The sequence below is a fragment of the Azospira sp. MPR-LB4 genome, from assembly GCF_058809525.1.
Genome location: NZ_CM179521.1, coordinates 670,785 through 694,518, shown reverse-complemented (window position 1 = coordinate 694,518; position 23,734 = coordinate 670,785). Strand labels below are relative to the sequence as shown.

Genomic DNA, 23,734 nt, shown 5'->3' with positions numbered 1-23,734 from the left:
GCATTCCAGCTTGGATACCGGCTTACCCTGGTGCCAGACAACGAGCTGGCAGAAGGTCTGGCTAAAGAGGAGCTGTTCTTCCGGTAAGAGCAATACGCATCGCACTTGGAGTTCTCATCCTTGGATGCCGTCGCTCCAAGAAGGCTTCCTGCCGCTTGCTGTCCAAATGATCGAGTCATAGTCCCCAATGCGGGGATATACTCAGCTGGCAAGCTCGTACCGGGGGATTCCCGGTACGAGAAGATGGCCGAAGAGCCCATTGGGAGATTTCAGGTGCAAAGAATTCTGATGGGGCTGCAGGAGCTGTTCCTGGCTTTAGGGGTCGTCGCGGCCGAGATGGGCATCCTCAGGATGTGATCAATATGTTCGTTTCCTTCGATTGCGAATTTACTCGGCTGACCGAGCAAGCAGAGCTGATCTCTTTCGGCGCTATTTCTGAAACAGGCGACACCCTTTACCGGGAACTCGCACCGATTGTTTGCGAAGAGTGTTCCAATTTTGTACGAACCGAAGTGCTTCCACTGTTTAACGGAGGTGAAGCATCTTGTGAGCGCCAGATATTCGTGGATGTTCTTGTCCGCTGGCTCGAGCGCATTCCTGCACCTGTGCTGCTGTGCGATTCTGTATGGGACATCTATGTGCTCACTGGAGAAATTGGGTGCCGTAGCCGGGAAGCTAGAGAGCTAATTCTCCCAGGTCTCCGCAACCCAGTACCGATAAGCCTAGTTACGGATATGTTAGGGACTGTACAAGCAGCTGTTGCTGAAGGTAAGCAACAGTTTTGGCTCCGAAATACCAGCCTTCGCCCACATCATGCACTAAACGATGCCCGTGCCCTCATGAACGGATGGTTGGGTGCAGTCGCAAATCTTCCAAGCGCTAGTCTTTTCACCGCTGTCGGCACGAAATCTGCAGATGAGCAAGGCTATAAGTAATGATCTTATCCCAATCAGGCACCGTCACTAGGAGTCTACAAAAACGCATTGCAAGATGCCTACAGGCCAACAGCAATTGCTGTTGATTAAGTCCAGCCTCCGCTCTACCGACTGCATCTTTGAATACTGTCGGTACCTCCAAGCCAATTCAGCCCGCACCTGCTCCAGATTAACGTCTTGGCCGCTACGCAAGACGACGCACACTTCTCGCCCGTACCGATCCGGCGCGCCGCAGTCGAGTTCGACATCGTGGCTAAACACATGGTCTGATAACCGCAAGCTTAAGAAAGCTGCACTGCACCCTAGGCCACCGAAAGCCCCGCCTTGACTGTTTCAGAACTGATCATCAGCAAATCGACTTAACTCGAACGATTGTCCTTGGTGTCCCTGTTCTTCAGACGCTTGCTTGCTGGAAAACTCTGGTAGTGCGGCACAACGCATAAGGTTGAAGCGTTTATTCTTTATTTCAAGTTACGCCAAATGATTGGTAAAAAATAATTCCGATTAGGACGGAAAATCGAGGATCACCGGACTAATGCTGTTAGAATCGGTACGATAATCAATTATCGATAATAGACTTCACAGGATTATTATGGACATCACGACTCTTTCCGTTGCAGAGCTGAAATCCCTTCTAGAAAAGATTCCCGCTGAAATCACGCGCCGCGAGAAGGAGGAGAAGGCCCTTATTCGTAAAGAGCTTGAGGCACTTGCGGCTCAACGAGGCTATACCCTTGATGATCTACTGGGTAATGCTGTTGAGAAGGTGGTCAAGGTTAAGAAGGCCGTTGCAGTCAAATACCGCCATCCGCAGGACGCTTCTCTCACCTGGTCAGGTAGAGGTAAGCGTCCCCGCTGGACGGTCGAATTTCTTGCCAATGGTGGTGCCTTGGAGCAGTTAGCCATCTGATCTTTCGCTCGTAATATATTAATGGCCGCATGTGCGGCCATTTTTATTTCAAATTCAAGCTTCCGGATGCTCCGCCAGATCAAGGGCATCATCGACTTCAATTACCCTAGTAACGCAAAGTGTTTTCCAACCTGGCGTGTCCGAGTAATAGTTGGATTGCCCTAATATTTCTGGTTCTCCGATATATCCGCATTGGTTTTGTATGGCGCATTGAGTCGGTACCGTACCCTTGCTATTGCCTACTGAGTTGCAGTCGGGTCCGTATTGCCCATATCTCCGCAAGTTTGAGAGGAGATTTCTGACCAATGATGCATCCCTTATTCCAAGGTGTTGCACGTGTTGCTATGACCATGGCAATCTCCCAGGTAGCCCGCTGTGTTGGAGGAAGGCGTTCACTTCGATTGGTGCAAACTCCAAGTCCCTAGGTGGGCGTTTTTTGGTATGGGCGTGCACAAGCTTTACGGCACATGCTACCTGCCAGAGATCGTCATCGTGCTGAGAGCAGGAGGCAAGATCTACGTACAAGAAGTAGATACTGTCCCAACTCACTTTTCGTTTCGTGTCAAAAATGGCCTGGCCATCAGGAAATGCTAGCGGTCGCAAATGCCGATGGATTAATTTTTGCGCCAATGCAAGTATGATCGCGCCTGCCGAAGCGGCCGCCTTGATGGATACCAGAAGGACGCAGGATCAATCGTGCATACGCCTATACTGTTCCAAGGCCCGTACTTCCACTGATCCTGCTGTTTTCAAGCGAAATGTCTCTGTTCAAGGAAGCCTGCTTGCTTATTGCCGGATGTACCTTTCTACATCGAGAGGGAGCGTCAAAGCCTAGGAAATCGTCGCACAAACCGCATAAACACTTGAGCCACAAGGCATGCTGAAATCATGGGGAATTTCCCGTGAGTGCCGGCACATGCAGGGATAAGTACAAAAACAGGATTGGTGAGAAGCCAGCCTCTAAGTCGACTGATCGATAAGGCACTTCACCAACTCACGCACCTTGCTCGGAGATAAAACACCGGCTGCACGGATCAAATCTGCCAGATCATCATTTGGCTCATATAGATATGAGACGGGAACTTTCAACTGCGAAGCTAGGCGTTGTGCAGTCGATAAGTCGGGGATATGTTTGCTGCGCTCGTACTGGTTGATTCTGGCACTGGCTACAAATTGGTCAATACCGGCCTGAATACCCAGTTGTTTCTGAGAAATGCCAATAGCTTCACGAGCCTCCCTGAGCCGTTTGGCAAACGTTGATTTTCCCTCCATCCATTGTCCCCTTCGAAGAGGACTAAGAGATTCTTAGGAATTCGATTGACGAGATACTAAGGAATACTTAGCATCCCAAGTCAATATTCAAAGACCCTTGATTCGGGGAGGACTAGTAATGAAGTGTGCTGGACACGTCGCATTGGATGCTGTCGGAACCTGCAACGCATGTGGGAAGGGGCTCTGCCCTGAATGTGTAACGATATTCACGCCCCCACTTTGTAGTGGCTGTGCTCTGGCGCATAACAAAAGCGTTGCCACATCGCTTTGGACCCATCTCGCCTTGATGGCAGGCCTATTCGGAGTCGCTCTCGTCGTCCTAATTGGCAAGTTGCCAGTCCTGACGGCCATCTGCTATGCCTTAATGGTGGCTTTTTTCCCGTCAGGATGGAGCTTTCTGAGGCGCTACTTCTCGCCGAGTGGCGGCTATCTGTTTCCGATGGCTCGGTGGATCAACCTACTTTTCCAGGCAGCAGTGGCTACGATGATCGGCATCGTAGTTGGTCCGATCTATCTACTCAAATCTTGGAGGGAACTTCAGGTCGTCCGCGAGACAAAAAGAACAATCGGCAATCAATAATATTCAGTATCTTCATTACCTCCACCTCCGATTCGCCGTGGAGGCTTGCCACCTAGAGAGCATGAGATGTACCCCTGGTTAAGACTTCTTAGCCGACTCCAGGCTGACCGGGTATCCCATCCATTCTTCCCCACCGGGGTTGCAGCCAGCCACGGAATCAGCGCTAATTACCAGGAAATGCTACCCGGAGAATGACCGGTACCTCGTAGGTACCGCGCTGGAACAGGATGGGGGGCACTGGCCAGAAGGGATGGGTTACCGTCACTTGTTGACGGTTCAACTACTCCCGGATGGTCATTCTTCAAGGTGTGGAGGCACCGACGAGCTACTGGACTGCAACTTGGGAATGCCCCTGGTGGCAGGAATGCCTGCCCCGCTGGAAATACAGGAGTTTCGCTAAGAGGATGGCCCCTGGGGCAATGGACCGTTTCTGGTCATTGGGGAGCTGGCCTCATTACAGCGCAAGCCCACCCCCCTAGCTGATGCGCGCACTTTTCTGTGACTGCATCTGACTTTCAGCCAATTCGAGTTCACTTCGGATCTTTGGCATGTCGAGCGTTGGCAATCCAAAGGTAAAGGAGGGGGCAACGATCGTGTTGTCCGGTAGCCCTAAATGCTGGTGATCCCATCGAAAAATTTGTTCGGGATGGTCGTGCGCGTTATCCACCCGTCGCAAATTATCCTTCGATGGCGTCGTCATCATGTAGGCGTAGCTACGCTTGTCAGTGTGCTGCTCGCACCGCAGAATCACTTTTATACCGCTCTTGCGCGTACCCGTCACTTGAATCTTTTTCGCATCCCTCCTGAGGTCGTTGCAGGCGAGATCAGTAAGAGCTTTCTCGATCAGTTGGTAGACGTCTTCCGAGGTTGCTTCTCTGATGCTTAGGGGGTTGTTAAACCCACACATGCTTGCCAAAAAGTCAAATAGAAAGCCCTTCGCTGACTCCTTTTCGTGCTCAGGACAAAGGCTTAGAACAAGCGTCTGAGCGTAATCACCGATAGAAATTGTTGTTGCGACGGTAGTCTGCGACGCGGTTTCATTGCAAATGAGACACACCCCCCCTGTGTCAAGAACATCGATCTCCTGGGTCGTGGTCGCACCGACGCGACCTTCGTAGAACTGCGTGAGGAGCTCAGTTTGTGGGTTGGTGTTCCTCTTCCTGTAGTCAGCCAAACGCTCGGTGTAGCCATTAACTTGAGCCAGTTTCTGCAAGTCCGCGAGGGATAAGAGCTCAGTCAGTCCATGCAGCTTATTGCTACGGTACTGGTTAAGCCCGTCAATGGTCGTGTTCGTGTAGTAGAAGCGCGCTGCGGGCCTATCGGAGTCAGCAAGTATTAGGAAACCGAGTAAGACGACCGGGGAATTGGGAACATGCGCGGCAATCCAACGCGCGTCTTTGGGGGCCCAGGCAAGCAGCTTCTCCTCCTCCAAGATACCAATAGGCATCAGGCCTGTGGCTGCGTCGGACAGCTGCGGCGAGTAGACGGCGACGAACCTCTCAGCCTGTTCGAATGTGATGTTATGCAACTCGATGAGTAGTGAGATCTCTTTTGTCGGATCAAGTCGACGTACGGTATCCATCAACCCTCTTGAAATGGTGCGCATTGACTCGCGCATTGGTCAATGCCAGCTGAACTGATGCTCCATGTGCTCAGTTAGCTTTCTGTGCCTTTGTGGTATTGGTTTGGTCAAAGTCAGCTCCCGATGTGCAGACTACGCATAATCTCGTAGCAACGGTCGAGTCGATGATCGATCGACCTACCGCGATCGCGATGCAGTCCATGGCTTGTGTTGTGGCACCTCGGATTGTTGCCGCCGGTATACCGCCAATTGTAAGTAACGCCACATAAGGCACGGTTTTGGAGTCTGCCTTAATCGCTGGCGGGCTTTTTATTCCTGATAAAACGTGATGTGCTGAGAAAAATGGTCAAATCAAGCCATGAAAAACGTCTGAACACCGGCTGACTGTAACAGCGCATAAAGTGGAGCCACGGTTGTACGGGTGCCCCGTTCGGCTGTATACGTGAAGATTACGCGCTGCTTTGCGCGAGTGAAAGCCACGAAAAACCCCGCGGTTGACTCTGCAGTGTCTTGCTGGAAGCTCCACCAGGCTGAATCATCTAGACCGACGAAGATTACGGTGTGGTATTCCAGCCCCTTGCTCTTGTGTAGGGTCATCAGTGGAAGGCCGTGTATTCCTTCGTATGCGTCGAGCGCAGCGCTCCAGTCAGGAGCCCCGGCGGTGCTAGCTTGCAGGTGGAGAGCCATGCTGTGTTCGACCTCCGACAGCCAATTTCCTTGACCATACACAGGATTCGCTGCGATCAGCGCGTCGCGCCCCAGGAATCCGACGATGGACTGTATGACAGCCTGTACAGCTTCAGCTGTCTGAGGCGGGGTGGGATAAGTACGATTGAATCGGCGTGCGAATGTATCAAGGTCCACCGTGAGTTGTCGGTGTCCTCGCTCGTTTTCTGGCACGATGCCGCGCAGAGATGACAGCGCCTGGAGCGCATCGCTCCAGGCTGACCTAGCCCTGCCAACCGTGGCCAAGCGCAAGATCAGAACCAGCAACTCGGACAACGGCTCGGTAAGCAGTTCCTGCAGCATCTGAGCCCCGAGCTTCGCGGCCTCGTTGCGCAGGGCAATTCCTTGATCGCGAAACACCGGTTCGAGAATGGCGGCGTATTCTTCAGCTTTCTGGCGAACGAGGATCACGAAGTCGCCCGGTTGGAGACTATGTGCCTGCATCTGCGATGTTATGAACTGGGCTAGATACTGTGCCTCAACTGGAGCCGAGGAAAAGTTCCAGATTGAGCAGCAGGCATCGGAGATTCGGGAAGAGGTTCGTGACAGGGGCTCCGCGGCCCCTGCATCGATGGCTTGGGCGAGGACATGCTGGATGCGCACGAGCTCGGGGGATGAGCGGTAATTGCTCCGCAGAGGGATTCGCTGCGCGCCAAAGGTTTGCTCGAAGGCGCTGAATGAATCATCCATGGCCAGTGCCCAGCGCATGATTTGCTGCTTGTTGTCGCCCACAGCGGTCATGGTAGCTGGAGTTCCCAGAAAAATCGTCTTGACCAGATCGAACTGCGCCTGGGTGGTGTCCTGGAATTCGTCCATGAAGACGTGGGAATAGGTCAGCGCCAAGGCATGCCGAGCTGCCACATTGACCCGAACCAACAATTCCGCGAGCCGGGTGAGCATCGGAAACGTCAGTGTACTTCGCGTTCCCTGGTGGAGTTGTTCATCCCAGAATCGCTGGCCGATCCATTGCCCAGGGTTGCCTGATGGCCAACCAGCTTCGGGCAACGGGGCGGCAAGGACGTGCCTGCGCTCCAAGGTTTTGCTCGCAATGGCGTGAATCTGTGCCCGATGGAACGGTAGATCATCGGCCATGGCTGCGCGGCGAATGAAGTCTTCGAGGAAAGGGCGGGTTGGAAACAAAATTCCGTAGTCGGAGGTGGGGCGCCATCGTTCCGGCAGCGCCTGACCGAAGCGGTCGACGAGACCCTTCGCCAATGCGTCGAAGGTCAGGGAGTCGAAGCGCGCCGCATGCTCAGGATGACACCGTTGACGTACACGCCTGGCCAGATTCCTTGCCGCATCGCGCTTGAAGCTGATCGCCAGGATCCGCTGAGGCGCTGGCGATGCGCCCGTCTGCAGTAGGAAGGCGGCGCGCTGTGCGAGGAGTTCCGTTTTTCCTGCACCGGGGCCAGCCAATACCGCATAGTGTCTCGACGAGCACACGACAGTCGAGGCGTTCGTCTCCAGCTCGGTGACACCGACAGGCTGCCAATAATCGGGGGGGACGCGGCGCGGAGGCAAGGACATGATTAAAGCCCAGACAACTGAACCGAGATGTGACGAAGTACGCGCTGCAGCGGCTCTGGCATGGCGTTCCTGAGCGCTTCTGCATCCACATGCGTTAAAGCTCGCAGATGGGTGGCGGGTTTACTTTGGGTCAGGAAGTGGTAGCGGTAGGCTGCCATGTGTTCGCGAAAGGGCTCAATGTCTCCGGTGTAGCAGGCCAAGCCAGGCCCTGCGGTGCCAAGCACTACTTCCGCTGCAGCTTCGTTGGTCATCCGCGGTCCAGTTCCTTCGACGGTCGCGGCGTAGGCTGTCGGGAAAGCAGACAGCATCGCTAGATCGAGATCCAGCGGCCATGAAAAGAATACTGAGGAAGAGCTTTCCAGATAGCTCAGCCAACCAGCCAAGTGGGCTTGGTCAAAGGTATGCATTTGGTCGAGCCTCTCGTCGTTCATGACTGACCCATCCGAGAGTGCCAGAATCCTCTCTCTGGGAACCCCCAGCGCAAGCAACTGCCGCAAAACGTTCTTGACTCGCCCATAGCCGCCGCCTTCGCGGCCCAGATCAAGATCAAGCAGGGTTGCATGGGGAATGCCGAGGCCGTTCAGAAGGCGCCAGAAATGCTGCACGTGGCGGCCTCCCAAAGGGACGATGGCGACGAACGAGGGATCGACCAGCAGGTCGAGTGCTTCGGCGAGTTTGGGAAGAACGATGCGCTCTGAATCACCCTCCACCAGCAGCGCGAAGCGTGCGAAATACAGCTCTGGAAAGGCCAGCATCGCGTTGCGCACGAACTTGATGACCTCGACTTCATCGGTCGGCATCGGGATGGCGCATACCGACGAGCGCCCGCTGCTCGTATCTCGGCGGCAGTATCTGACGTCTTCGGGCGGCACTCGCCCCAGGACCGAAGGGGAGTGGCTGGAGATCAGGGCTTGTCCGGCGCCTGTATCCACCAGGGTGCGGATTTGTCCGATGATCCGGGACAGGTAGTAAGGGGACAGATGATTTTCGGGTTCCTCTACTGCAAATAGCGTGAGTGCCGGGATGCTGAGGTCCTCGGACCGAAAGCCCTGGATGGTTCCAGCGGTCGCTGCGCGCTCCACATCGAAGACGGCTGCAGCCAGTGCGAAATAGAAGAGGGACTGCTGTCCATCACTGAGTACGTCGAGACCCCGATCTTCACCTGTGGGGCCACGTCTGAACATGACGCCAATGCGTGTGATGACCTCTTCGAAGCGGCGACTCATCAGACTCAGCGCCGGCTCGCAATCGACATCGCCATCGTGCAGATTCGACCAGCGTCTGGAAAGCGATGCGCTAAAGGCCTGAATGGCACGCTCACTGCCAAAGGCGGTGGTGAGTTGCTCGGTAGCGGATTCGACAGCACTTTGGGTGTCAGCCGACCACTCGATCGCTTTGAGCAGGCGCGCCGCTAGTGCGCCGGTGGTGGCTCGAATCTGCGAACTGGCGTCACGGGTTGCTGGCGTGTAGAACAGTTGAATTAAGCCCCGATCGGCGGCAGCCACTGGCGTGCAATGTTCATCTCGAACGGCATCGTCCGTGGTGTTGACCCAGCACAACGTCTGGCTCACTGCTCCTTCGGCGGTGCCATCGGCATCCCAGCGTGCCTCCAGTCGTATCCGGCAGGTCGGAATACCTCCGGGGCGGTCGATGCACATGTGCCGAAATACAGGAGCCACGGTTGCCGCTGTGGCCGTGCCCGCAATTAATTCGGGTAGGCACAGCTTAACGTCGATCGTCAGGCCCCTGGTGTTGGGTGGCGTGTGTTCCTCCGGCGGGACGTGAAAATCTGCAGGAACAATTGTGCGTTGAGCGCGAGTGATACCGAACAGGCGCATCAGGGCATGGAGAGCCGCTGTTTTGCCCGAAGCGTTGGGGCCCACGATGGCTGTCAGCCCAGAGTTGAAGCTGATTACTGTAGGTTCAGGCCCAAAACAGCGAAAGCCGGTGATCGCAATTTTTTCCACGTGCATTTGGCGTTACCTGGTTATCTCATTAGCATTGAGCATTTGACCATAACCATTCGTACAGTAGGTAAGCCATGCCAAATATCCGCGCCATCGACATGATATTTCTAGACGACCTGTTTGAGATGGGTAGCGGATACGTCCTGAACTTCTCAAATTCGACATTCTCACGATTTTTCTCCGATGAGCTTAACGTCGATATCGATGACCCCATCTATGCTGAGCAGGGCGGATCAAAAGGAAAGCGACTTAGATGCTTCCTGCAAAAAGTTGATGTCCCAACGGTAATCAGGGCGCTCAAAGCCTTATGGGACTACCGAGAGGCCATTAGGCAACGCGATGGAAAACCTGAGACGACCCAGAATGCGCAAGGCCGTCTGTTATCCCTGATTAATCGACTCGAGGGCAAGCCAGATATTCAGCCAGCGGGGCAAACACCCAAGCCTGAGTTTGACCGTCACAAGCTTATCGCGCTGCAGAATAACCTTATCGGATTACTCCAACTCGCACCGCAGGCGAGGGGCTACGCTTTCGAGAGCCTACTGCGCGACCTATTTAATATATTCGGGCTTGAAGCCCGCGAGCCGTTCCGGCTCAAAGGCGAACAAATCGACGGAAGCTTCCTGCTACAAGGCGAAACTTATCTGGTGGAAGCCAAGTGGCAGGATGCACAGACAGGTGCAGCAGATCTGCATACGTTCCACGGGAAGCTCGAACAAAAGGCCGCATGGACTAGAGGCCTGTTCGTCAGCAATAGCGGCTTTACCGAAGACGGGCTTATTGCGTTCGGCAGAGGTAAGCGTGTGGTTTGTATGGATGGACTCGATCTATTCGAGACGTTGAGCCGTGAGCTACCGCTCAATCATGTTCTCGAGAGAAAAGTTCGCCGGGCAGCAGAGACCGGTTTTCCGTTCGCGCGGGTGCGAGATCTCTTTCCAACTTAGATAACGAAAGTAAGCCCAAAGGATCAAGCGGTTGCGCAGAAAGCCACGCCAGTCGCGCAAGCTGGGTCGGCAGCAGCCCCTGTGGCAAACGGTACGCCGCTATCTGGAGCAAAGCTGGTCCCCGGAGCAGATCGCCGGCCGGCTGAAGAAAGACTATCCTGAGCAGCCCGACCTGCCCAGTATTCATCTGCGACCACCCGAGGCAGATGAGCGGCTGGTGCCAGGACACTGGGAAGGAAACTTTCTCAAAGGGGCCGCCAACCGGACGGCCGTCGGTACCCTGGTGGACCGGATGAGCCTGTTCGTGATGGTGGTGAAGATGGAGCCTGTAGCACCCTGGCTGCCCTGGAGGGTTTCAGCCGGGCCTTTGCCCCGCTGGACTCAAGCCTGTGCCAGACACTGGCCTACGATCAAGGCAAGGAGATGGCATTGCATGCCACCCTGGCAGAACGGACGGGGCTGAAAATCTACTTTGCTGATCTGCGCAGCCCCTGGCAGCGTGGCATCAATGAAAACACCAATGGGCTGCTACGCCAGTATCTGCCCAAGGGAACTAACCTCTCGATCTATTCCCAACGGGATCTGGATCGTATTGCCTGGTCACTCAATGCCCGTCCCCGGAAGTCTCTCGGCTTTCGTACCCCTGCCGAGGTCTTCTGTGAGCATTGTGCTAACCAGGGAATTACGCTCGATCCCTCTGTTGCACTTGGGCTTTGAAACCGCCCAAGTTGGTTGATGATTGTCGATGTAATCCAGTGACGCTGTCTTTTGGTTCCATTTGTTGGGACTTACTGTGTCGATGATCCTGATCCACAGATAGACAACTGGCTACCATATAAGGGGCATCGAACCTCGAGAAGCGGGATGATCGTCTCAGCGTATTTTTTAGCTGCCCATATTCCTTTCCTACCCACTATCACCAGGGCCATTTGTTCGTTGGCGACCAGGTATCGTTTCCATGTCCCTAAATCTATTGAAGAGGGGGAAGGGGTATCCTCTGGGTGGGTGTGCCATTCCCCAAGATATTGAAGACGACCTGATGAACTGGCGAAGGCTTTATCTACAACGACTTGATGGTGAGGACCACGACGGTCAACAAAGTATCGGTGTCTGATGTCGCCTTTTCCCGGTTCCGAGATTTGATGTACCACGAGGTGCAAGCCTCGGCGTTCGCCAATGAGCACACCAGCAGCCTCGGTGCTGTAACTATCTAGCTGGCAATAGGTTAGTAATCTGTTTAGGGAAGAAGGCATGATCACCAGCAACCCACCCTGATTATCTGCGAATGTCAGCTCAGTCTCAGTCATTGCAGATTGGGCATTCGGACTGACGTGGTAAGAGACGAGCTCGCTTGGATCGGCTTCCATCAAGCATGTGTTCACTGTACGTCCAGCTCAGGCTGGGCTCCAAGATCGAAAGCACAGCTTCTTGCACCATAGCCGCTGTGATCACACTGACCGCCGCATCATAAGGAGTGAAGGTATTCCCACAACTGACGAAGCGTTCCTCGTTGACCTCTATTTTGCTAAACCGTAGGTCCAAGCCATTTTTGTAAAAGGCAGTGTCTGTCAGCATGCATCCATAGCAGCAACTACCGTCGTCAATCAAGACTTTTGATGAGCGACCGTTGCCGTCATTAAAACCGTGGACGATCTTAGGCCTCTTGTTTATTGGCATAGTACGAGCTACATGGGCCAAGCGCTTTGCCACTGGAGGGCGGCCAGTCGTGTCGATAACTATGTCGTACCGGTTCAACAGCTCAGGTGTAATTGAAAATTGAAAAGGTATTCCCTCTATATTGCAGTTCAAATGTGTAGAGGATTTAAGCATAGCCGCTAATGCATTTGCTTTGTTCTCCCCAAAGTTTACTGTTGAGAGAGGATGGCGACCAAAATTTTGAGGCCCAAAGGCATCGTTGTCGTATAGATCAAATTTCCCTTCTCCGCAGCCTGCGCCAGAGCGAAGCAGCAAGCCACAAAGATATCCTCCTATGGTTCCACAACCTATAAGCGCAATGCGTTTAGTGCTCAAGTCGCCGGATGCAGATCGACGTCGATTGCGGCTCAGAATTGTATTTTTGTCCGCCTTGGTTACCCCAATTCGAGTAAATTTATGGACTGAGTGCTTGGCTGAAAGGCAGGTGATCAGCATATTAGACCTGACTACGCGTCCCGTATTTTTCTTGCGATTGTTTTTCTGGGGATAGGTATTCAATCCAGTTGCAGCAATATCTAGCTCAACAAAGAGTCCTACGAGGTCTTGTTGACGAACATCGAAAAGAAGCACATGCCGCTTCACTGGATTATTCACAAAATGATTAAGCAGGCGGGAGCGAGCGCTTAGGTCTACCTCGGTAAGCCACTGCAGTAGTTCCCGGAAGTTCTGGGGCGGCCACTTCACACCGGCTAGGCGGGAAGGGGTGACTTTGAAATAGCTGGTGAGAATGCTCCTTCTGTCTTGTTTTGTAAGACGTCTTTGCCTGAGCCACTCATTGAGCTTGCTTTCGTCCTCTTTTGCATATGCTACCCACTCTTCACTTGAGGCCTTGTCTAGGTTTTCTAATCCGGTCTCATTGAGAGTTACGTAGCATTGCATTTCTAGTTTTTCGACAGCATCAGAGAGAAGATAAAGCCTCTTCTTAGGCAACCAATATGAGGAAAACTCACCCTCCATTTCTTGATCATCGGGCGAGCCTTGGTCCACCGAGGCAACCGTAGCATCTAATGTTCTTTGGATTTGGCTATCAACCTGCAAATAAAGCTCGTGCATATCATTCGCATCCCAGTCAGCTTCCATCTCTCGGACATAGCATAGGTACCACCCCAGGTTGACGTGGGGAAGCAATCGATCCTTGTACTGGTCCGGTTTTTTGAGAATGTACGCGCTAGGTAAAGTGATATGAGGGTCCACGGGGAGACTCAAAGCAATGCTGAAATCGCCACCCGTAGTCCTGTATGCTTTGACGTAAAACCCTTTGGCGGGATTGATGAGACGCAAAGGCGTCCCTTCAGGGATGTGCTGGGCCTTGGTGTATTGATATCCGCACCCCAGCAGTATCTGATGAAGCTCGCTAAACACGTAGAGTTAACCACTCGCCATGGTATTGCTGATGGTCGCAGCTTTGGCACCACGTGCGGGTTCATTAGCAAAGGCAGGGGCAGACTTATCGCTTACGATAAGGTCACTCTTAACTACTCGCCGGCCGAATGCCCGATTGATTGAATCGAGAGCGAGTTCTTTGGATAAGCACTGCTCAGCAGCAACCAAAATTCCGTGGAGCTCAGAGAGTCTCGCCATAATTTCCAACTCATGCGCCCCATGTTTACTTCGAGGTGGGAAAAGCGGTTTCTCATCAGTGTGGTCAGGGCTTTCAACTCCATTTGAGAACTCATCAGGAAGGTATTTTGCAAGTGTTCTCATCGTTGCTCCTAGGTCATTCTTGTCGTGTGCAACCCGATCGAGAATACTAACGGAAGCTGCCATAAGTGAAATGGACGAAGGGCCACCACCTTTTTCCCATTGAACATCCCGCCACGATTTCATAAAGCGGCAAATACTGCGTAGATGAGGACCAATGCGCCGGCAGCTGTCGTTGAACCAATCTTCGACAATTTTTGGATCGCTCTTCATCCACTTTTTTTCACCTTCACGCAAAGCCAGGTTTACGCAGCCCTCGTCAAGCTCATAGTCGGCACGATTCAATACACGCGACCCACTTATCGAGTCCATTACCTCCATGGCGATACTGCGGCTTTTTGTCAGTGCGGCTTCCTTAAGAAAAAATTGATCTTTTGGAATTGCATACATAGGGACATCAATATGAGTGTGCTCTGCGGGAATTTTGATTCGAGCGCAGGTAGACTTAGCCTCAAATTGCCAGCCGCTATTTTCATGCACCAAAGACTTCAGGGATGAGTCCACAAGAAGCACCAGGAGCTGATGACCAATGATGGGGCGATCTTCAAAGATGTCCATCGGGAGATATGTGCCATCATCAATGTCCATTTCCTGAGGTGGGATGGCGTAAGGGTTGTTGAGTGTGTCATATTGAAAACTACCCTGAGTCCAGAAGCGTGGTGTAAGCGCCAAAAAGGCTTTCCGCGCGTCATCATCCATGTCTCTGAGAAGTTTCGCTGCCTCCTCCTGAGCTTGCTGGCTAAGGTATTTGAGCCGAGTGTTCGCAACTCGAGCTGTAATACTTTCGAGAGAGATGGTCCTGTTGGATGTTTTGACGAGCTCCTTCGCTTCGTCAAAAATCTCTTTTGTGCGGCTTCGGACGAGGTCTCGTAACCTTTTAAGCTTCACGACACGAGACTCTTCCAACTTCAACTTACTAATGAGTCCATCGGTGCTGTCGTTGTAATAGCGGTGGAAATTCCAGGTCATTAATTCTTCTCCTTTTGGACAAGACCACGTACAGCAAAGGGGGGCGTTGGTTGTTTGAAGAAAGCCTGCAATAGAAGGTTCTTGGAGTATTCGGTAGTAGCCAGCTGTTTTCCTCGGCTAGCGAGGTTACGCAAGCTACTTTCGCTAGCGTTATCCAGAGTGATATCGGCGGCCGCTTCGTTAGGAACGACATCGTCCAGATAGACATAGTTTTCTGAGGCGTTATGGCTTCTGAGCTCCCGCTCCAGCATTGCTTTATGAAGCTGCTGATTTGCGGCCATGGTGGTTAGCACCAATCGCTCACCAATGCCCCACAGTCCAAGATAGCCGTTATTGCACTTTGACTCCAAAGCGGCAGGGCTCACCGTGTACCCCTCACTCAGGGTTCCGATATTCAGTATCTTGACATCGGCAACTGTGGCATCCCGGAAGTCGCTGCTCATGTCCCGAAGAACTTCATGTAGTCCGATGAAGCTGGGATTATTAGCAACCAAGCCCCCATCAGCGAAGTACGCATCCAGATCCGCGCAATGATGAGGCGCAAAGTAGGTAGGTGCCGCCGATGTGGCCATTGCCGCATCTATCAGCTTGAGGCGACTGTCACGACTGAACTCCGGGTTATGAGGAGTTTTAAAAAACTGGGGTTTGCCGGTCGAGAGGTTGACGGCAGGAATCATGACTCGGCGTTCTAATTCACCAAATGTGACATCGGCTCCAACCATGCTGGTGATGGCGTCAAAAAGTGGTTTGCTACTATATCGGGCGCTAAAGGCTGCCTTCCATTTTTTTCGCCAAGAGCTGATGCTTGGAAATATTAAGGGGGCCTGGCGGCGAAAAACTGCCTCCAAATCCCTGGCACTTTTCCCGGATGCGAGCCCTAGCGCCAGAATTCCACCAATTGAGGTGCCAGTAATCAGGTCGAAGTACTCTCCAGCTTTAACGTCCGACTGTCCGGTCTGTTGTTCAATGATGCGCTCAATCTCTGCTAGAACATTGATGGTAAATAGACCTCTAGCGCCCCCGCCATTTAGGCTGAGTATCTTAATGCTACCGCTGTGTGCTGGCATGGAGCGCTCCTTTTTCACGGCTCGTTCATATTGGTATGAGTCTGTCTCGACTGATTCTAATACGCTAGTACAAATTTTAATGAGACGGTTTTAAAGCTCAAGTGCAACAGGGGGATTGAGAGCAATTTCTCGGTTAGCACAATGCTTACAGAAGACCTCGGTCAGAGTACAAAAGCCGAGCAAGCAGTCCAGGCCATAAAGGAGAGCTGCTAGCCTTCTAGCTCAGATATCGCCCCTTAACTCGCGGTAGCGCGCAATTAACGCGCGCCAAGTGGGTTTCTTGAAGGCTGATGTGAGGTTGTCCACCAGATCACGTGTTTCCAATAATGAGAGCTCTAACCGGTAACCTCTGCCGGAGTGTATCGCCACCTGCTTTCCCATCCTGAGTAGCTTAAAGTCACCCCGGGAGAAGGAGTAAGGCGTGGTTCTACTTCCTAGCACGTCATCAAAAACACCGCACTCGATGGCCGTGTAGAGGCTGAGTACTGCATGCGACCCAAAGATATGCATGTGGTGCCCCTCACTTACAACCAGTGTCATATCCTTGCCGTATAGTTCCCAACTAACGGTGTTGACGTTGAAATTCTCGGTTTCTGGAAAGAAACCTTCCATGTCGCGTTGAACAATATCCTCATCAACACCCATCCTGGCCCCATGTACGGCAACTGGGAGAAGGGCTTTTAGATGAGGGGCAAAGATTCTTGCGACTATGGTTGAATCCAAATACTGAAGATCGTCAGCCATAGCCTCAAGGGGGCGCGTCAACATCTCTGCATAGCCAATATCGAGACCATTCCGAATCTCTGTACGGATACGCTGGATGCCGACATCCAATTCTTCATTTTCCTTGATCCCCAGGCAGCCGCGGGCATGGTCGTAGCCCCCCGTAAAGTGCATACTCTTTCCGTGCACCATCAGCTTGATAATTATATCGAGCATGGCGATGACATAACGCGGATTTGCGTAGCCGTCGAAGCCCGCTGACAGATACGCCCAGTGCAGGAAGTACATGAGGCCGGAATAGACCGGAAGCGGCAACCTGGTGTTGCTGTCGGACCCAGCTACTGCACCGCGCAGGGCGCGTAGGGTGCCGGTGCGGTCGGCGTTAGCCGCTTCGAGTGCCAGTATTCGATACTCATTGGCAAAAGCTGCCTCAATGCCGGCTCGAACAGTGTCTGGGGCAGGCTTGCCAATCTTCTTTGCAAACTGGTCGATGAGTTGAGACAGCTTGGTAGGCAAACGTAAGGAGTAGGGGGTGCTGCCTTGCTGGTTACTCATGGATAGCCTCTAAGTGTAGTTACGACAAGTAGTGTAACAGCATTTGTCGTAGTAACTACAAATTCTGCGCTGTGTATATTAGCTTTACTAAAAACACGCTAAATGCATTTGGCGTGCGCTGCGTTGAGTTATCAATGGCTCCAAGCACACTCCCTTTAATCCTCAAGTTCATCGCTTTGAGGGGCAGTGGCAAGCATTACGGTGATGCAGGTTACCTATTGTGAAAAGTTAATATCTAACCTTCGGTGCTGCGCGAAGGCATAACTGTGCCGCTGTAAGCTGAAGGTATAACTGTGCCAAACCGGTTCGGTTATGCCTTGAGATACAGCTGGCCAGGGCCAGGGCGGCGGCGCCGAGCATGGCCAGGGTGCGCAGGGCCGGCACCCCGGCACCGGCCAGCAGCGTGTAACCGGCCGCCGCCAGCCAGCCGGCCAGGAGCGCCGCCCGCTGGGCCGGCCAGCGCGCCATGAGGGTTGGCGAGCGGCGCCACAGGGCCCCGGCCAGGGCGGCGGCAAGGGCCGCCATCATGGTCACGTGGAGCCCGGAAATGCTCATCAGGTGGGTGGTGCCGGTGCCGGCGAAGACCTTCCACTGGTCGCCGGGAATGGCCTTCTGGTCCCCCACCGCCAGGGCGGTGAGGATGCCGGCGTAGGGATAGTCGGCCTCCGGCAGGCGGGCCTGGAAGTCCTCCCGCACCGCCTGGCGCAGCCGTTCGATGCGGCTGAAGAAGCCGTCGCTGCGGCCCAGCAGGCGGTTGTCCCCAGCTTCGCGCACATAGCCGGTGGCGCCGATGCCCCGTTCCAGGAGCCAGGCCTCGTAGTCGAAACCGGCGCCGTTGGCGTGGCCGTGGGGGCGCTTCAGGCGCACCGTCAGCTGCCATTTCTGGCCCGGCTCCAGGCGCGGCCGGGGCGTTTCCGGCCGGTCGTACCAGGAGAGCAGGAGGGTCGGCGGCAGGCTCACTCCGGCCCCGGGCGCCACGGCGAACTCGAAGCGCTGGCCCCGGCCAAAGTCCTGGGGCAGGGCGGCGATGCGGCCCTGCAGCTGCAGGTCCAGTCCTTCCAGGGCCGGCGCCAGCCGTTCGGCAAGGCGGGTCTCGGCCCGCCAGCCGGCCCACAGGAAACCCAGGGCCGCGGCCAGCAGGATTGTTCCCAGGCGGGGCAGGGCGCCGGGCCGCCGCCCCAGTGCCAGCAGCCCGAGGGTTGCCGCCGCCCCCAGGGGCAGCCAGGGCCAGGGCGGCAGGGCCGGCTGCTGTTGCAGCAGGACGATGCCCAGGGCGAAGGAATAGAGGGGCCAGTTCATGGCGATAGCATAGCCACTTTCGCCCCCGGGCTGGCCCTGGGCCGTCCGGGGGCCGGCGCAGTAGAATGAATCCATGGTGCGCAAACATCTGAAGCGTTTTCTGCCCGACCACCAGGCCCTGATCGGCAACCGCTGGCTGGCGCCCTTTGCCGGCACCCTGCTGCATCCCCGCCTGTGGCACCTGAACCGCCATTCCGCCGCCGGCGGCGTGGCCGTGGGCCTCTTCTGCGGCCTCATTCCAGGCCCCTTCCAGATGCTGGGGGCGGCCATCCTGGCCACCCTGTTCCGGGTCAATCTGCCCCTGGCCCTGGTGACCACCCTGTACACCAATCCCCTGACCATCGTGCCGCTCTACTTCGTCGCCTACCATCTGGGCCGGCTGGTGCTGCTGCGGGAAGGAGGCGCCTTCGTGGCGCCGCCGGAGCCGGGGGATGGGGGCATGCTGGCCTGGATCGGCGCCCTGGGCGACTGGCTGCTGGCCCTGGGCGAGCCCCTGGCCCTGGGCCTGGTGTGCCTGGGCCTGCTGCTGGCCCTGGCGGGATATGGTATTGTCCGTACGGCATGGCGCGCATACCTGCTCTACGCATGGCGCCGCCGCCGCTATCGCCAACCACCGCCGCCGCCCCCGAATCCATTCCCATGAGTGCCAGCACCAGCAATCAGCCGCTCCAGGTCCAGCGTTACCTCTATGGAGCCCTGATCATGCTGGTGGCCGTGCATGTCATCGGCACCTTCGGCTACCACCTGCTGACCGGGGGGCGCTACACCTGGTTCGACTGCTTCTACATGACCTTCATCACCGTGGCCACCATCGGCTACGGCGAAATCATCGAGATGACCCAGAATCCGGCGGCCCGGATGTTCACGGTGTTCATCGGCATTCTCGGGGCAGGCACCCTGTCCTTTCTCTTCTCCACGGTCACGGTGACCCTGGTGGAATCGGATCTCAACGGCACGCTGCGGAGACGGCGCATGGAAAAGATGATCAAGAAGCTCACCGGCCATTACATCGTCTGCGGTTTCGGACGGGTGGGCCGCAACGTGGCGCGGGAGCTGGAAGCCACCAACCGCCACTTCGTCGCCATCGAGGAAAACCTGGAAGGCCTGGAGGCCCAGCGGGAAAAAAGCCCGGGCCTGCTCTACCTGCACGGCGACGCCTCCGACGACGACGTGCTGCTGGGCGCCGGGCTGGAATCGGCCCGGGGCGTCTTCGCCGTCACCGGCGACGATTCGCGCAACCTGATGATCACCATCACGGTGAAGCAGCTCAATCCGGCCATCCGGGTGGTGGCCCGCTGCCAGGAGTCGCGCAACGTGGAGAAGATGAAGAAGGCCGGCGCCGACGCCATCTTCTCCCCGGACCTGACCGGCGGCATGCGCCTGGCCTCCCTCATGGTGCGGCCCCACGTGGTCTCCTTCCTCGACGAGATGCTGAAGTCGGAAAAGCGCCTGCGGGTGGAAGAGGTGGCGGTGCCCGGCCATTTCCCGCCGACGCCCCTGGGCAACCTGAAGCTGCGCAGCAACGAGTACGTGTTGCTGGCGGTGCGGGAAAAGCTGGACTGGGTCTTCAACCCGCCCAAGGACTACGAACTGAATCCCGGCTACGTCATCGTCGCCATGGCCTCGGCCCTGGGGCGGCAGGAGCTGGAAGCCTCCCTGCTGGAAATGATCGGCTAGGCGGCGGGGCGCTCCCCCGCGGGAGTGCTAGACTTTGGGCCATACCCTCTGCCAGGAGACGAGGCCCATGAATATCTGCAACAGTCTGCGCCGCCTGTTTTCCCCCGCGCCGGCCATGGTCGAGAAGCGGGTGCTCTGCGCCGCCCTGGACGGCTCCGGCCTGCATCGCATGGCCTATACCCAGTGGGGCGATCCCGCCAATCCCCGGGTCCTGGTGTGCGTGCACGGCCTCACCCGCAACGGTCGCGATTTCGATTTCCTTGCCCGCCAGCTGAGCCGGCACTACCGGGTGGTGTGCCCGGACGTGGTCGGCCGGGGCCGCAGCGACTGGCTGAAAAAGGCGTCCGGCTACGGTTTTCCCCAGTACGTGGCGGACATGGTGAGCCTCATCGCCCGCCTCGACGTGGCCGAAGTGCACTGGCTCGGCACCTCCATGGGCGGCCTCATCGGCATGTGCATCGCCGCCATGGAGCGCAGCCCCATCACCCGTCTCATCCTCAACGACGTGGGGCCGGTGATCACCAACGAATCCCTGCGCCGCATCGGCGAATACGTGGGCAAGGCGCCCCGCTTCCCCAGCCTGGAGGCGGCGGAGCAGTTCATCCGCCAGGTCTCGGCCCCCTTCGGCTCGCTGACGGACGCCCAATGGCGCCACCTGACCGAGACCAGCGTGCGCCAGGCCGACGATGGCCAGTGGGAGATGCGTTACGACCCGGCCATCGCCGAGGCCTTCCAGCTCGGCTTCGTCATGCACCAGGACGTCATCCTGTGGCCCTACTACGACGCCATCCGCTGCCCGACCCTGGTCATCCGCGGCGCCGAGTCGGACCTGCTGCCCCGGGAGGCCCTGGCCGAGATGGCCCGGCGCGGTCCCCAGGCGTGGACCCGGGAAATCCCCGGCGTCGGCCACGCCCCCATGTTCCAGGACCCGGCCCAGGTGGCGGTGGTCCGGGAATTCCTGCTGGGAGCCTGATGTGGCCAAAGTGAATGTGCTCGGGCGCGAGCTGGAATACGAGCTGATCAGCGCCCACCAGATCTATCGCCCGACCCTGGTGTTCCTGCACGAGGGCCTGGGCTGCGTCGGCTTCTGGCGCGACTTCCCGCACAAGGTGGCCCAGGCCACGGGCTGCCGCACCCTGGTCTTTTCCCGCCAGGGTTACGGCGATTCGGACCCGGCGCCGTCACCGCGCACTCCCCGCTACATGCACGACGAGGCTCTGGAGATGCTGCCCGCCACCCTGGCCGCCCTGGACATCGAACGGCCCGTGCTGGTGGGTCATTCCGACGGCGGCTCCATCGCCCTGATCCACGCCGGCACCTATCCCGAGGCCGTCTCCGGCCTGGTGGTGCTGGCGCCCCACGCCTGGGTGGAGGAGGAGGCCCTGGCCGGCATCCGCCAGGCCGGCGAAGCCTGGCGCCAGACCGACTGGCCCTCCCGCCTGGGGCGCTACCACCGGGATGCCTTCCGGGTCTTCCACGACTGGCACGATACCTGGCTCTCGCCCCAGTTCCGCGACTGGAACATCGAGTCCTACCTGTCGGGCATCCGGGTGCCGGTGCTGGCCATCCAGGGCAAGGACGACGAATACGCCACCCTGCGCCAGATCGAGGTCATCGCCGAGCAGGTGCCGGCGGAGGTGGAACTGCTGGAACTGGCGGACTGTCGCCACTCGCCCCACCGGGATCAGCCGGAGGCGGTGCAAGAAGCCCTGGTGCGCTACCTGGAGCGGCTGGAACCGGCGGCCTGAGCCCGGGCCAGGGGGTCCTGGCGGTAGAACAGGGCCAGCTGGGCGTAGAGGGCCGGATACTCGGCGGCCACCACCTGGGGCTGTTCGAAAAAGCTCTCCGAGACCACGGCGAAAAATTCCCCCGGATGCTCGGCGCCGTAGGGGTCGATGGGCAACTGCTCGAGGGCCTCCTCGCCCCTGGCTTCGGCCCGCTCCACCCGGGCCAGGAAATCATCGTAGGCCCCGTCCAGGGCGGCTATCCAGGCCTCCTTGTCCATGCCCGGATGCAGGGGCGGCAGGCCGTCCGGGGCGCCGTTGATCATGTCCAGCTTGTGGGCGAATTCGTGGATCACCACGTTGTAGCCGTCCCCCGCCATCTGGCTGTCCTGCCAGGAGAGGATCAGGGGGCCGCCGTCCCAGGCCTGGCCCGCCGCCACCTCGTCGTATTCGTGCACCACCCCGTCCGGGTCCATCTCCTGGCGGGGCACCACGAACTCGTCCGGATAGACGATGATCTCGACCCAGTCGTCGTACCACTCCAGGCCCAGGTTGAGGATGGGCAGGCAGCCCTGGGCGGCGATGTGCACGCCCATGGCGTCATCCACCTCCAGGCCGGCGGCTCCGGAAAACTGCTTGGCCGCCAGGAAGGCTTCGCTGAGGCTTTGCAGGCGCGCCAGGTCCGCCGCCGGAAGCCATTGCAGGAAGGGCAGGCGGGCCACGGTCTGCTGCCACAGGGGCTGCGGAATGGGGCGGGGCCGGCGGCGTCCCAGCAGTCGGTCGAGCCAGCCCATCAGGCGCCCTTGAGACGGGGCAGGCGGGCCATGGTCAGGTAGATGCCGCTGAAAATGAGGCCGATGCCGACGAAGTGGTAGAGGTGGGGCAGTTCGCCCAGGAAGAGGGCGGAGAGCAGGGTGCCGAAGACCGGCATGAGGTGGATGAAGAGGCTGGCCTTGTTGGCCCCCACCTCGGCCACGCCCCGGTTGTAGAAGATGTAGCCGACGAAGCTGGGCAGGACGCCGACGTAGGCGATGCCGGCCAGGGAGCCCCAGTGCAGGTTGATGTGCCGGGCCGGGCCGCCGAAGGCCCCCAGCTCGTGGGCGTAGATGGGCGCCAGGGCCAGCACCCCCACCAGGGTCAGGGCGCCCAGCATGAGCATGGGATGCACCCCGGCCGGGCGCCACTGCAGGCCCACGGTGTAGATGGCCCAGGTCAGCACCGCCCCCAGCATCCACACGTCCCCCAGGTTGAGGGAAAGGCCCAGCAGCACCGCCAGGTCGCCCCGGGCGATGATGGTGGTGGCGCCGAGGAAGGAAATGGCCACGCCCACCGCTTCGATGGGTTTGAGGCGCTTGCCCAGGAACAGCCAGGAGAGGGCGATGGTGACGATGGGAATGAAGGAGTTGAGCAGCACCGCATTGGTGGCGGCGGTGTACTGCAGGGCCACGTAGGCGAAGGTGTTGTAGCAGCCGACGCCGAGGATGCCCAGCAGCAGCACCGGCTTCCAGCCCTTTTTCAGCAGGGGCCACTGTTCCTTCAGGTGGGGCAGGGCCAGGGGCGCGATCAGGGCCAGGGCGATGACCCAGCGCCAGAAAGCCAGGGCGATGGGCGGCACGTCGGCGCGGATGCCGCGGCCCAGGACCATGTTGCCGGACCAGAAGAGGGCGGTCAGGGTCAGCAGCAGGTAGGGATGCCGGTAAAGGGGCGTGTTGGGGTTCATGTCTCTCTGTCCGGCCGCTACCTGGGGGCGCGGCCTTTGTCGTTGGCTGGAGCGTGGATTATGCCCCAACGGCGGGCCAGTGCCCGGGGTCGCGGCGGACCTACGTTGGCGGCACTGCCGGCCCCGGGAGGCGGCCCGGC

At 57.2% G+C, this 23,734-nt stretch carries 21 protein-coding genes; 8 read left to right on the top strand and 13 right to left on the bottom strand.

The window, feature by feature from the left end:
- Positions 1 to 362 precede the first annotated feature (362 nt).
- Entirely contained in the window at positions 363 to 935 is a 573-nt protein-coding gene (locus tag AC3QLZ_RS03215; RefSeq protein ID WP_492783322.1) for a hypothetical protein, read from the top strand.
- Positions 936 to 962: 27 nt separating this feature from the next.
- Here the strand turns inward: AC3QLZ_RS03215 and AC3QLZ_RS03210 are convergent, their stop codons facing one another.
- Positions 963 to 1,196 carry a thermonuclease family protein gene (locus tag AC3QLZ_RS03210; RefSeq protein WP_492783321.1) on the bottom strand — a complete coding sequence of 78 codons (234 nt, stop codon included), beginning with the start codon at positions 1,194 to 1,196 and terminating at the stop codon, positions 963 to 965.
- 331 nt (positions 1,197 to 1,527) lie between these two features.
- On the opposite strand from AC3QLZ_RS03210, the gene AC3QLZ_RS03205 reads away from it, so the two are divergent.
- A complete protein-coding gene (locus AC3QLZ_RS03205; protein ID WP_492783320.1) occupies positions 1,528 to 1,845 on the top strand; it encodes an H-NS histone family protein in 318 nt (105 codons plus the stop codon).
- 960 nt (positions 1,846 to 2,805) lie between these two features.
- Here the strand turns inward: AC3QLZ_RS03205 and AC3QLZ_RS03200 are convergent.
- The 4 genes from AC3QLZ_RS03200 to AC3QLZ_RS03185 form a co-directional block, all read right to left on the bottom strand.
- Complete coding sequence (locus tag AC3QLZ_RS03200) at positions 2,806 to 3,117, bottom strand: helix-turn-helix domain-containing protein (RefSeq protein WP_492783319.1); 312 nt, start codon at positions 3,115 to 3,117, stop codon at positions 2,806 to 2,808.
- A 1,055-nt stretch (positions 3,118 to 4,172) separates the two neighbouring features.
- On the bottom strand, positions 4,173 to 5,279 hold the full coding sequence (locus AC3QLZ_RS03195; RefSeq protein ID WP_492783318.1) for a hypothetical protein: 1,107 nt from the start codon (positions 5,277 to 5,279) through the stop codon (positions 4,173 to 4,175).
- 351 nt (positions 5,280 to 5,630) lie between these two features.
- The gene (locus AC3QLZ_RS03190; protein WP_492783317.1) at positions 5,631 to 7,532 is read right to left on the bottom strand and encodes a UvrD-helicase domain-containing protein; all 1,902 of its coding nucleotides are present in this window, start codon (positions 7,530 to 7,532) and stop codon (positions 5,631 to 5,633) included.
- A gap of 2 nt (positions 7,533 to 7,534) precedes the next feature.
- Positions 7,535 to 9,505, bottom strand: coding sequence for an ATP-dependent nuclease (locus AC3QLZ_RS03185; RefSeq protein WP_492783316.1), 1,971 nt, complete (start codon positions 9,503 to 9,505; stop codon positions 7,535 to 7,537).
- 68 nt (positions 9,506 to 9,573) lie between these two features.
- On the opposite strand from AC3QLZ_RS03185, the gene AC3QLZ_RS03180 reads away from it, so the two are divergent.
- Both AC3QLZ_RS03180 and AC3QLZ_RS03175 read left to right on the top strand, forming a co-directional pair.
- On the top strand, positions 9,574 to 10,443 hold the full coding sequence (locus AC3QLZ_RS03180; RefSeq protein WP_492783315.1) for a restriction endonuclease: 870 nt from the start codon (positions 9,574 to 9,576) through the stop codon (positions 10,441 to 10,443).
- Between the two features lie 228 nt (positions 10,444 to 10,671).
- Positions 10,672 to 11,160: an IS30 family transposase gene (locus AC3QLZ_RS03175; protein WP_492783632.1), complete on the top strand. Its 489-nt coding sequence runs from the start codon at positions 10,672 to 10,674 to the stop codon at positions 11,158 to 11,160.
- A 71-nt stretch (positions 11,161 to 11,231) separates the two neighbouring features.
- On the opposite strand, the gene AC3QLZ_RS03170 is transcribed toward AC3QLZ_RS03175, so the two are convergent.
- The 6 genes from AC3QLZ_RS03170 to AC3QLZ_RS03145 all read right to left on the bottom strand — a co-directional run bounded on the left by AC3QLZ_RS03170 (position 11,232) and on the right by AC3QLZ_RS03145 (position 18,473).
- Positions 11,232 to 11,696 carry a Mov34/MPN/PAD-1 family protein gene (locus AC3QLZ_RS03170; RefSeq protein ID WP_492783631.1) on the bottom strand — a complete coding sequence of 155 codons (465 nt, stop codon included), beginning with the start codon at positions 11,694 to 11,696 and terminating at the stop codon, positions 11,232 to 11,234.
- A gap of 46 nt (positions 11,697 to 11,742) precedes the next feature.
- A complete protein-coding gene (locus tag AC3QLZ_RS03165; RefSeq protein ID WP_492783314.1) occupies positions 11,743 to 13,521 on the bottom strand; it encodes an E2/UBC family protein in 1,779 nt (592 codons plus the stop codon).
- A gap of 6 nt (positions 13,522 to 13,527) precedes the next feature.
- On the bottom strand, positions 13,528 to 14,829 hold the full coding sequence (locus AC3QLZ_RS03160) for a CBASS cGAMP synthase (protein WP_492783313.1): 1,302 nt from the start codon (positions 14,827 to 14,829) through the stop codon (positions 13,528 to 13,530).
- Entirely contained in the window at positions 14,829 to 15,896 is a 1,068-nt protein-coding gene (locus AC3QLZ_RS03155; protein ID WP_492783312.1) for a CBASS cGAMP-activated phospholipase, read from the bottom strand. The genes AC3QLZ_RS03160 and AC3QLZ_RS03155 overlap by 1 nt, the downstream gene beginning before the upstream one ends.
- 222 nt (positions 15,897 to 16,118) lie before the next feature.
- Positions 16,119 to 17,174: a hypothetical protein gene (locus tag AC3QLZ_RS03150; RefSeq protein ID WP_492783311.1), complete on the bottom strand. Its 1,056-nt coding sequence runs from the start codon at positions 17,172 to 17,174 to the stop codon at positions 16,119 to 16,121.
- Positions 17,175 to 17,402: 228 nt separating this feature from the next.
- Positions 17,403 to 18,473: a ComEC/Rec2 family competence protein gene (locus tag AC3QLZ_RS03145; RefSeq protein ID WP_492783310.1), complete on the bottom strand. Its 1,071-nt coding sequence runs from the start codon at positions 18,471 to 18,473 to the stop codon at positions 17,403 to 17,405.
- Between the two features lie 76 nt (positions 18,474 to 18,549).
- Here AC3QLZ_RS03145 and AC3QLZ_RS03140 point away from each other — a divergent pair, with 76 nt between their 5' ends.
- The 4 genes from AC3QLZ_RS03140 to AC3QLZ_RS03125 all read left to right on the top strand — a co-directional run bounded on the left by AC3QLZ_RS03140 (position 18,550) and on the right by AC3QLZ_RS03125 (position 21,898).
- Entirely contained in the window at positions 18,550 to 19,116 is a 567-nt protein-coding gene (locus AC3QLZ_RS03140; RefSeq protein ID WP_043799396.1) for a DUF2062 domain-containing protein, read from the top strand.
- Positions 19,113 to 20,150, top strand: a complete 1,038-nt coding sequence (locus tag AC3QLZ_RS03135) for a potassium channel family protein (protein WP_287874858.1) — start codon at positions 19,113 to 19,115, stop codon at positions 20,148 to 20,150. The genes AC3QLZ_RS03140 and AC3QLZ_RS03135 overlap by 4 nt, the downstream gene beginning before the upstream one ends.
- A gap of 67 nt (positions 20,151 to 20,217) precedes the next feature.
- Complete coding sequence (locus tag AC3QLZ_RS03130) at positions 20,218 to 21,123, top strand: alpha/beta fold hydrolase (protein ID WP_014237840.1); 906 nt, start codon at positions 20,218 to 20,220, stop codon at positions 21,121 to 21,123.
- Position 21,124: 1 nt separating this feature from the next.
- Positions 21,125 to 21,898, top strand: a complete 774-nt coding sequence (locus tag AC3QLZ_RS03125; protein WP_014237839.1) for an alpha/beta fold hydrolase — start codon at positions 21,125 to 21,127, stop codon at positions 21,896 to 21,898.
- On the opposite strand, the gene AC3QLZ_RS03120 is transcribed toward AC3QLZ_RS03125, so the two are convergent.
- Both AC3QLZ_RS03120 and AC3QLZ_RS03115 read right to left on the bottom strand, forming a co-directional pair.
- On the bottom strand, positions 21,868 to 22,668 hold the full coding sequence (locus AC3QLZ_RS03120; RefSeq protein ID WP_014237838.1) for a M90 family metallopeptidase: 801 nt from the start codon (positions 22,666 to 22,668) through the stop codon (positions 21,868 to 21,870). The two genes, AC3QLZ_RS03125 and AC3QLZ_RS03120, sit on opposite strands and share 31 nt — an antisense overlap.
- The gene (locus tag AC3QLZ_RS03115) at positions 22,668 to 23,594 is read right to left on the bottom strand and encodes a DMT family transporter (protein ID WP_014237837.1); all 927 of its coding nucleotides are present in this window, start codon (positions 23,592 to 23,594) and stop codon (positions 22,668 to 22,670) included. The genes AC3QLZ_RS03120 and AC3QLZ_RS03115 overlap by 1 nt, the downstream gene beginning before the upstream one ends.
- Positions 23,595 to 23,734: the final 140 nt, after the last annotated feature.

Bases quoted from the DNA above. Each gene is read 5' to 3' on its own strand.
- AC3QLZ_RS03215 (WP_492783322.1), top strand. From the start codon at position 363: ATGTTCGTTTCCTTCGATTGCGAATTTACTCGGCTGACCGAGCAAGCA.
- AC3QLZ_RS03205 (WP_492783320.1), top strand. From the start codon at position 1,528: ATGGACATCACGACTCTTTCCGTTGCAGAGCTGAAATCCCTTCTAGAA.
- AC3QLZ_RS03200 (WP_492783319.1), bottom strand. From the start codon at position 3,117: ATGGAGGGAAAATCAACGTTTGCCAAACGGCTCAGGGAGGCTCGTGAA.
- AC3QLZ_RS03195 (WP_492783318.1), bottom strand. From the start codon at position 5,279: ATGGATACCGTACGTCGACTTGATCCGACAAAAGAGATCTCACTACTC.
- AC3QLZ_RS03190 (WP_492783317.1), bottom strand. From the start codon at position 7,532: ATGTCCTTGCCTCCGCGCCGCGTCCCCCCCGATTATTGGCAGCCTGTC.
- AC3QLZ_RS03185 (WP_492783316.1), bottom strand. From the start codon at position 9,505: ATGCACGTGGAAAAAATTGCGATCACCGGCTTTCGCTGTTTTGGGCCT.
- AC3QLZ_RS03180 (WP_492783315.1), top strand. From the start codon at position 9,574: ATGCCAAATATCCGCGCCATCGACATGATATTTCTAGACGACCTGTTT.
- AC3QLZ_RS03170 (WP_492783631.1), bottom strand. From the start codon at position 11,696: ATGCCTTCTTCCCTAAACAGATTACTAACCTATTGCCAGCTAGATAGT.
- AC3QLZ_RS03160 (WP_492783313.1), bottom strand. From the start codon at position 14,829: ATGACCTGGAATTTCCACCGCTATTACAACGACAGCACCGATGGACTC.
- AC3QLZ_RS03155 (WP_492783312.1), bottom strand. From the start codon at position 15,896: ATGCCAGCACACAGCGGTAGCATTAAGATACTCAGCCTAAATGGCGGG.
- AC3QLZ_RS03150 (WP_492783311.1), bottom strand. From the start codon at position 17,174: ATGAGTAACCAGCAAGGCAGCACCCCCTACTCCTTACGTTTGCCTACC.
- AC3QLZ_RS03145 (WP_492783310.1), bottom strand. From the start codon at position 18,473: ATGAACTGGCCCCTCTATTCCTTCGCCCTGGGCATCGTCCTGCTGCAA.
- AC3QLZ_RS03135 (WP_287874858.1), top strand. From the start codon at position 19,113: ATGAGTGCCAGCACCAGCAATCAGCCGCTCCAGGTCCAGCGTTACCTC.
- AC3QLZ_RS03130 (WP_014237840.1), top strand. From the start codon at position 20,218: ATGAATATCTGCAACAGTCTGCGCCGCCTGTTTTCCCCCGCGCCGGCC.
- AC3QLZ_RS03120 (WP_014237838.1), bottom strand. From the start codon at position 22,668: ATGGGCTGGCTCGACCGACTGCTGGGACGCCGCCGGCCCCGCCCCATT.
- AC3QLZ_RS03115 (WP_014237837.1), bottom strand. From the start codon at position 23,594: ATGAACCCCAACACGCCCCTTTACCGGCATCCCTACCTGCTGCTGACC.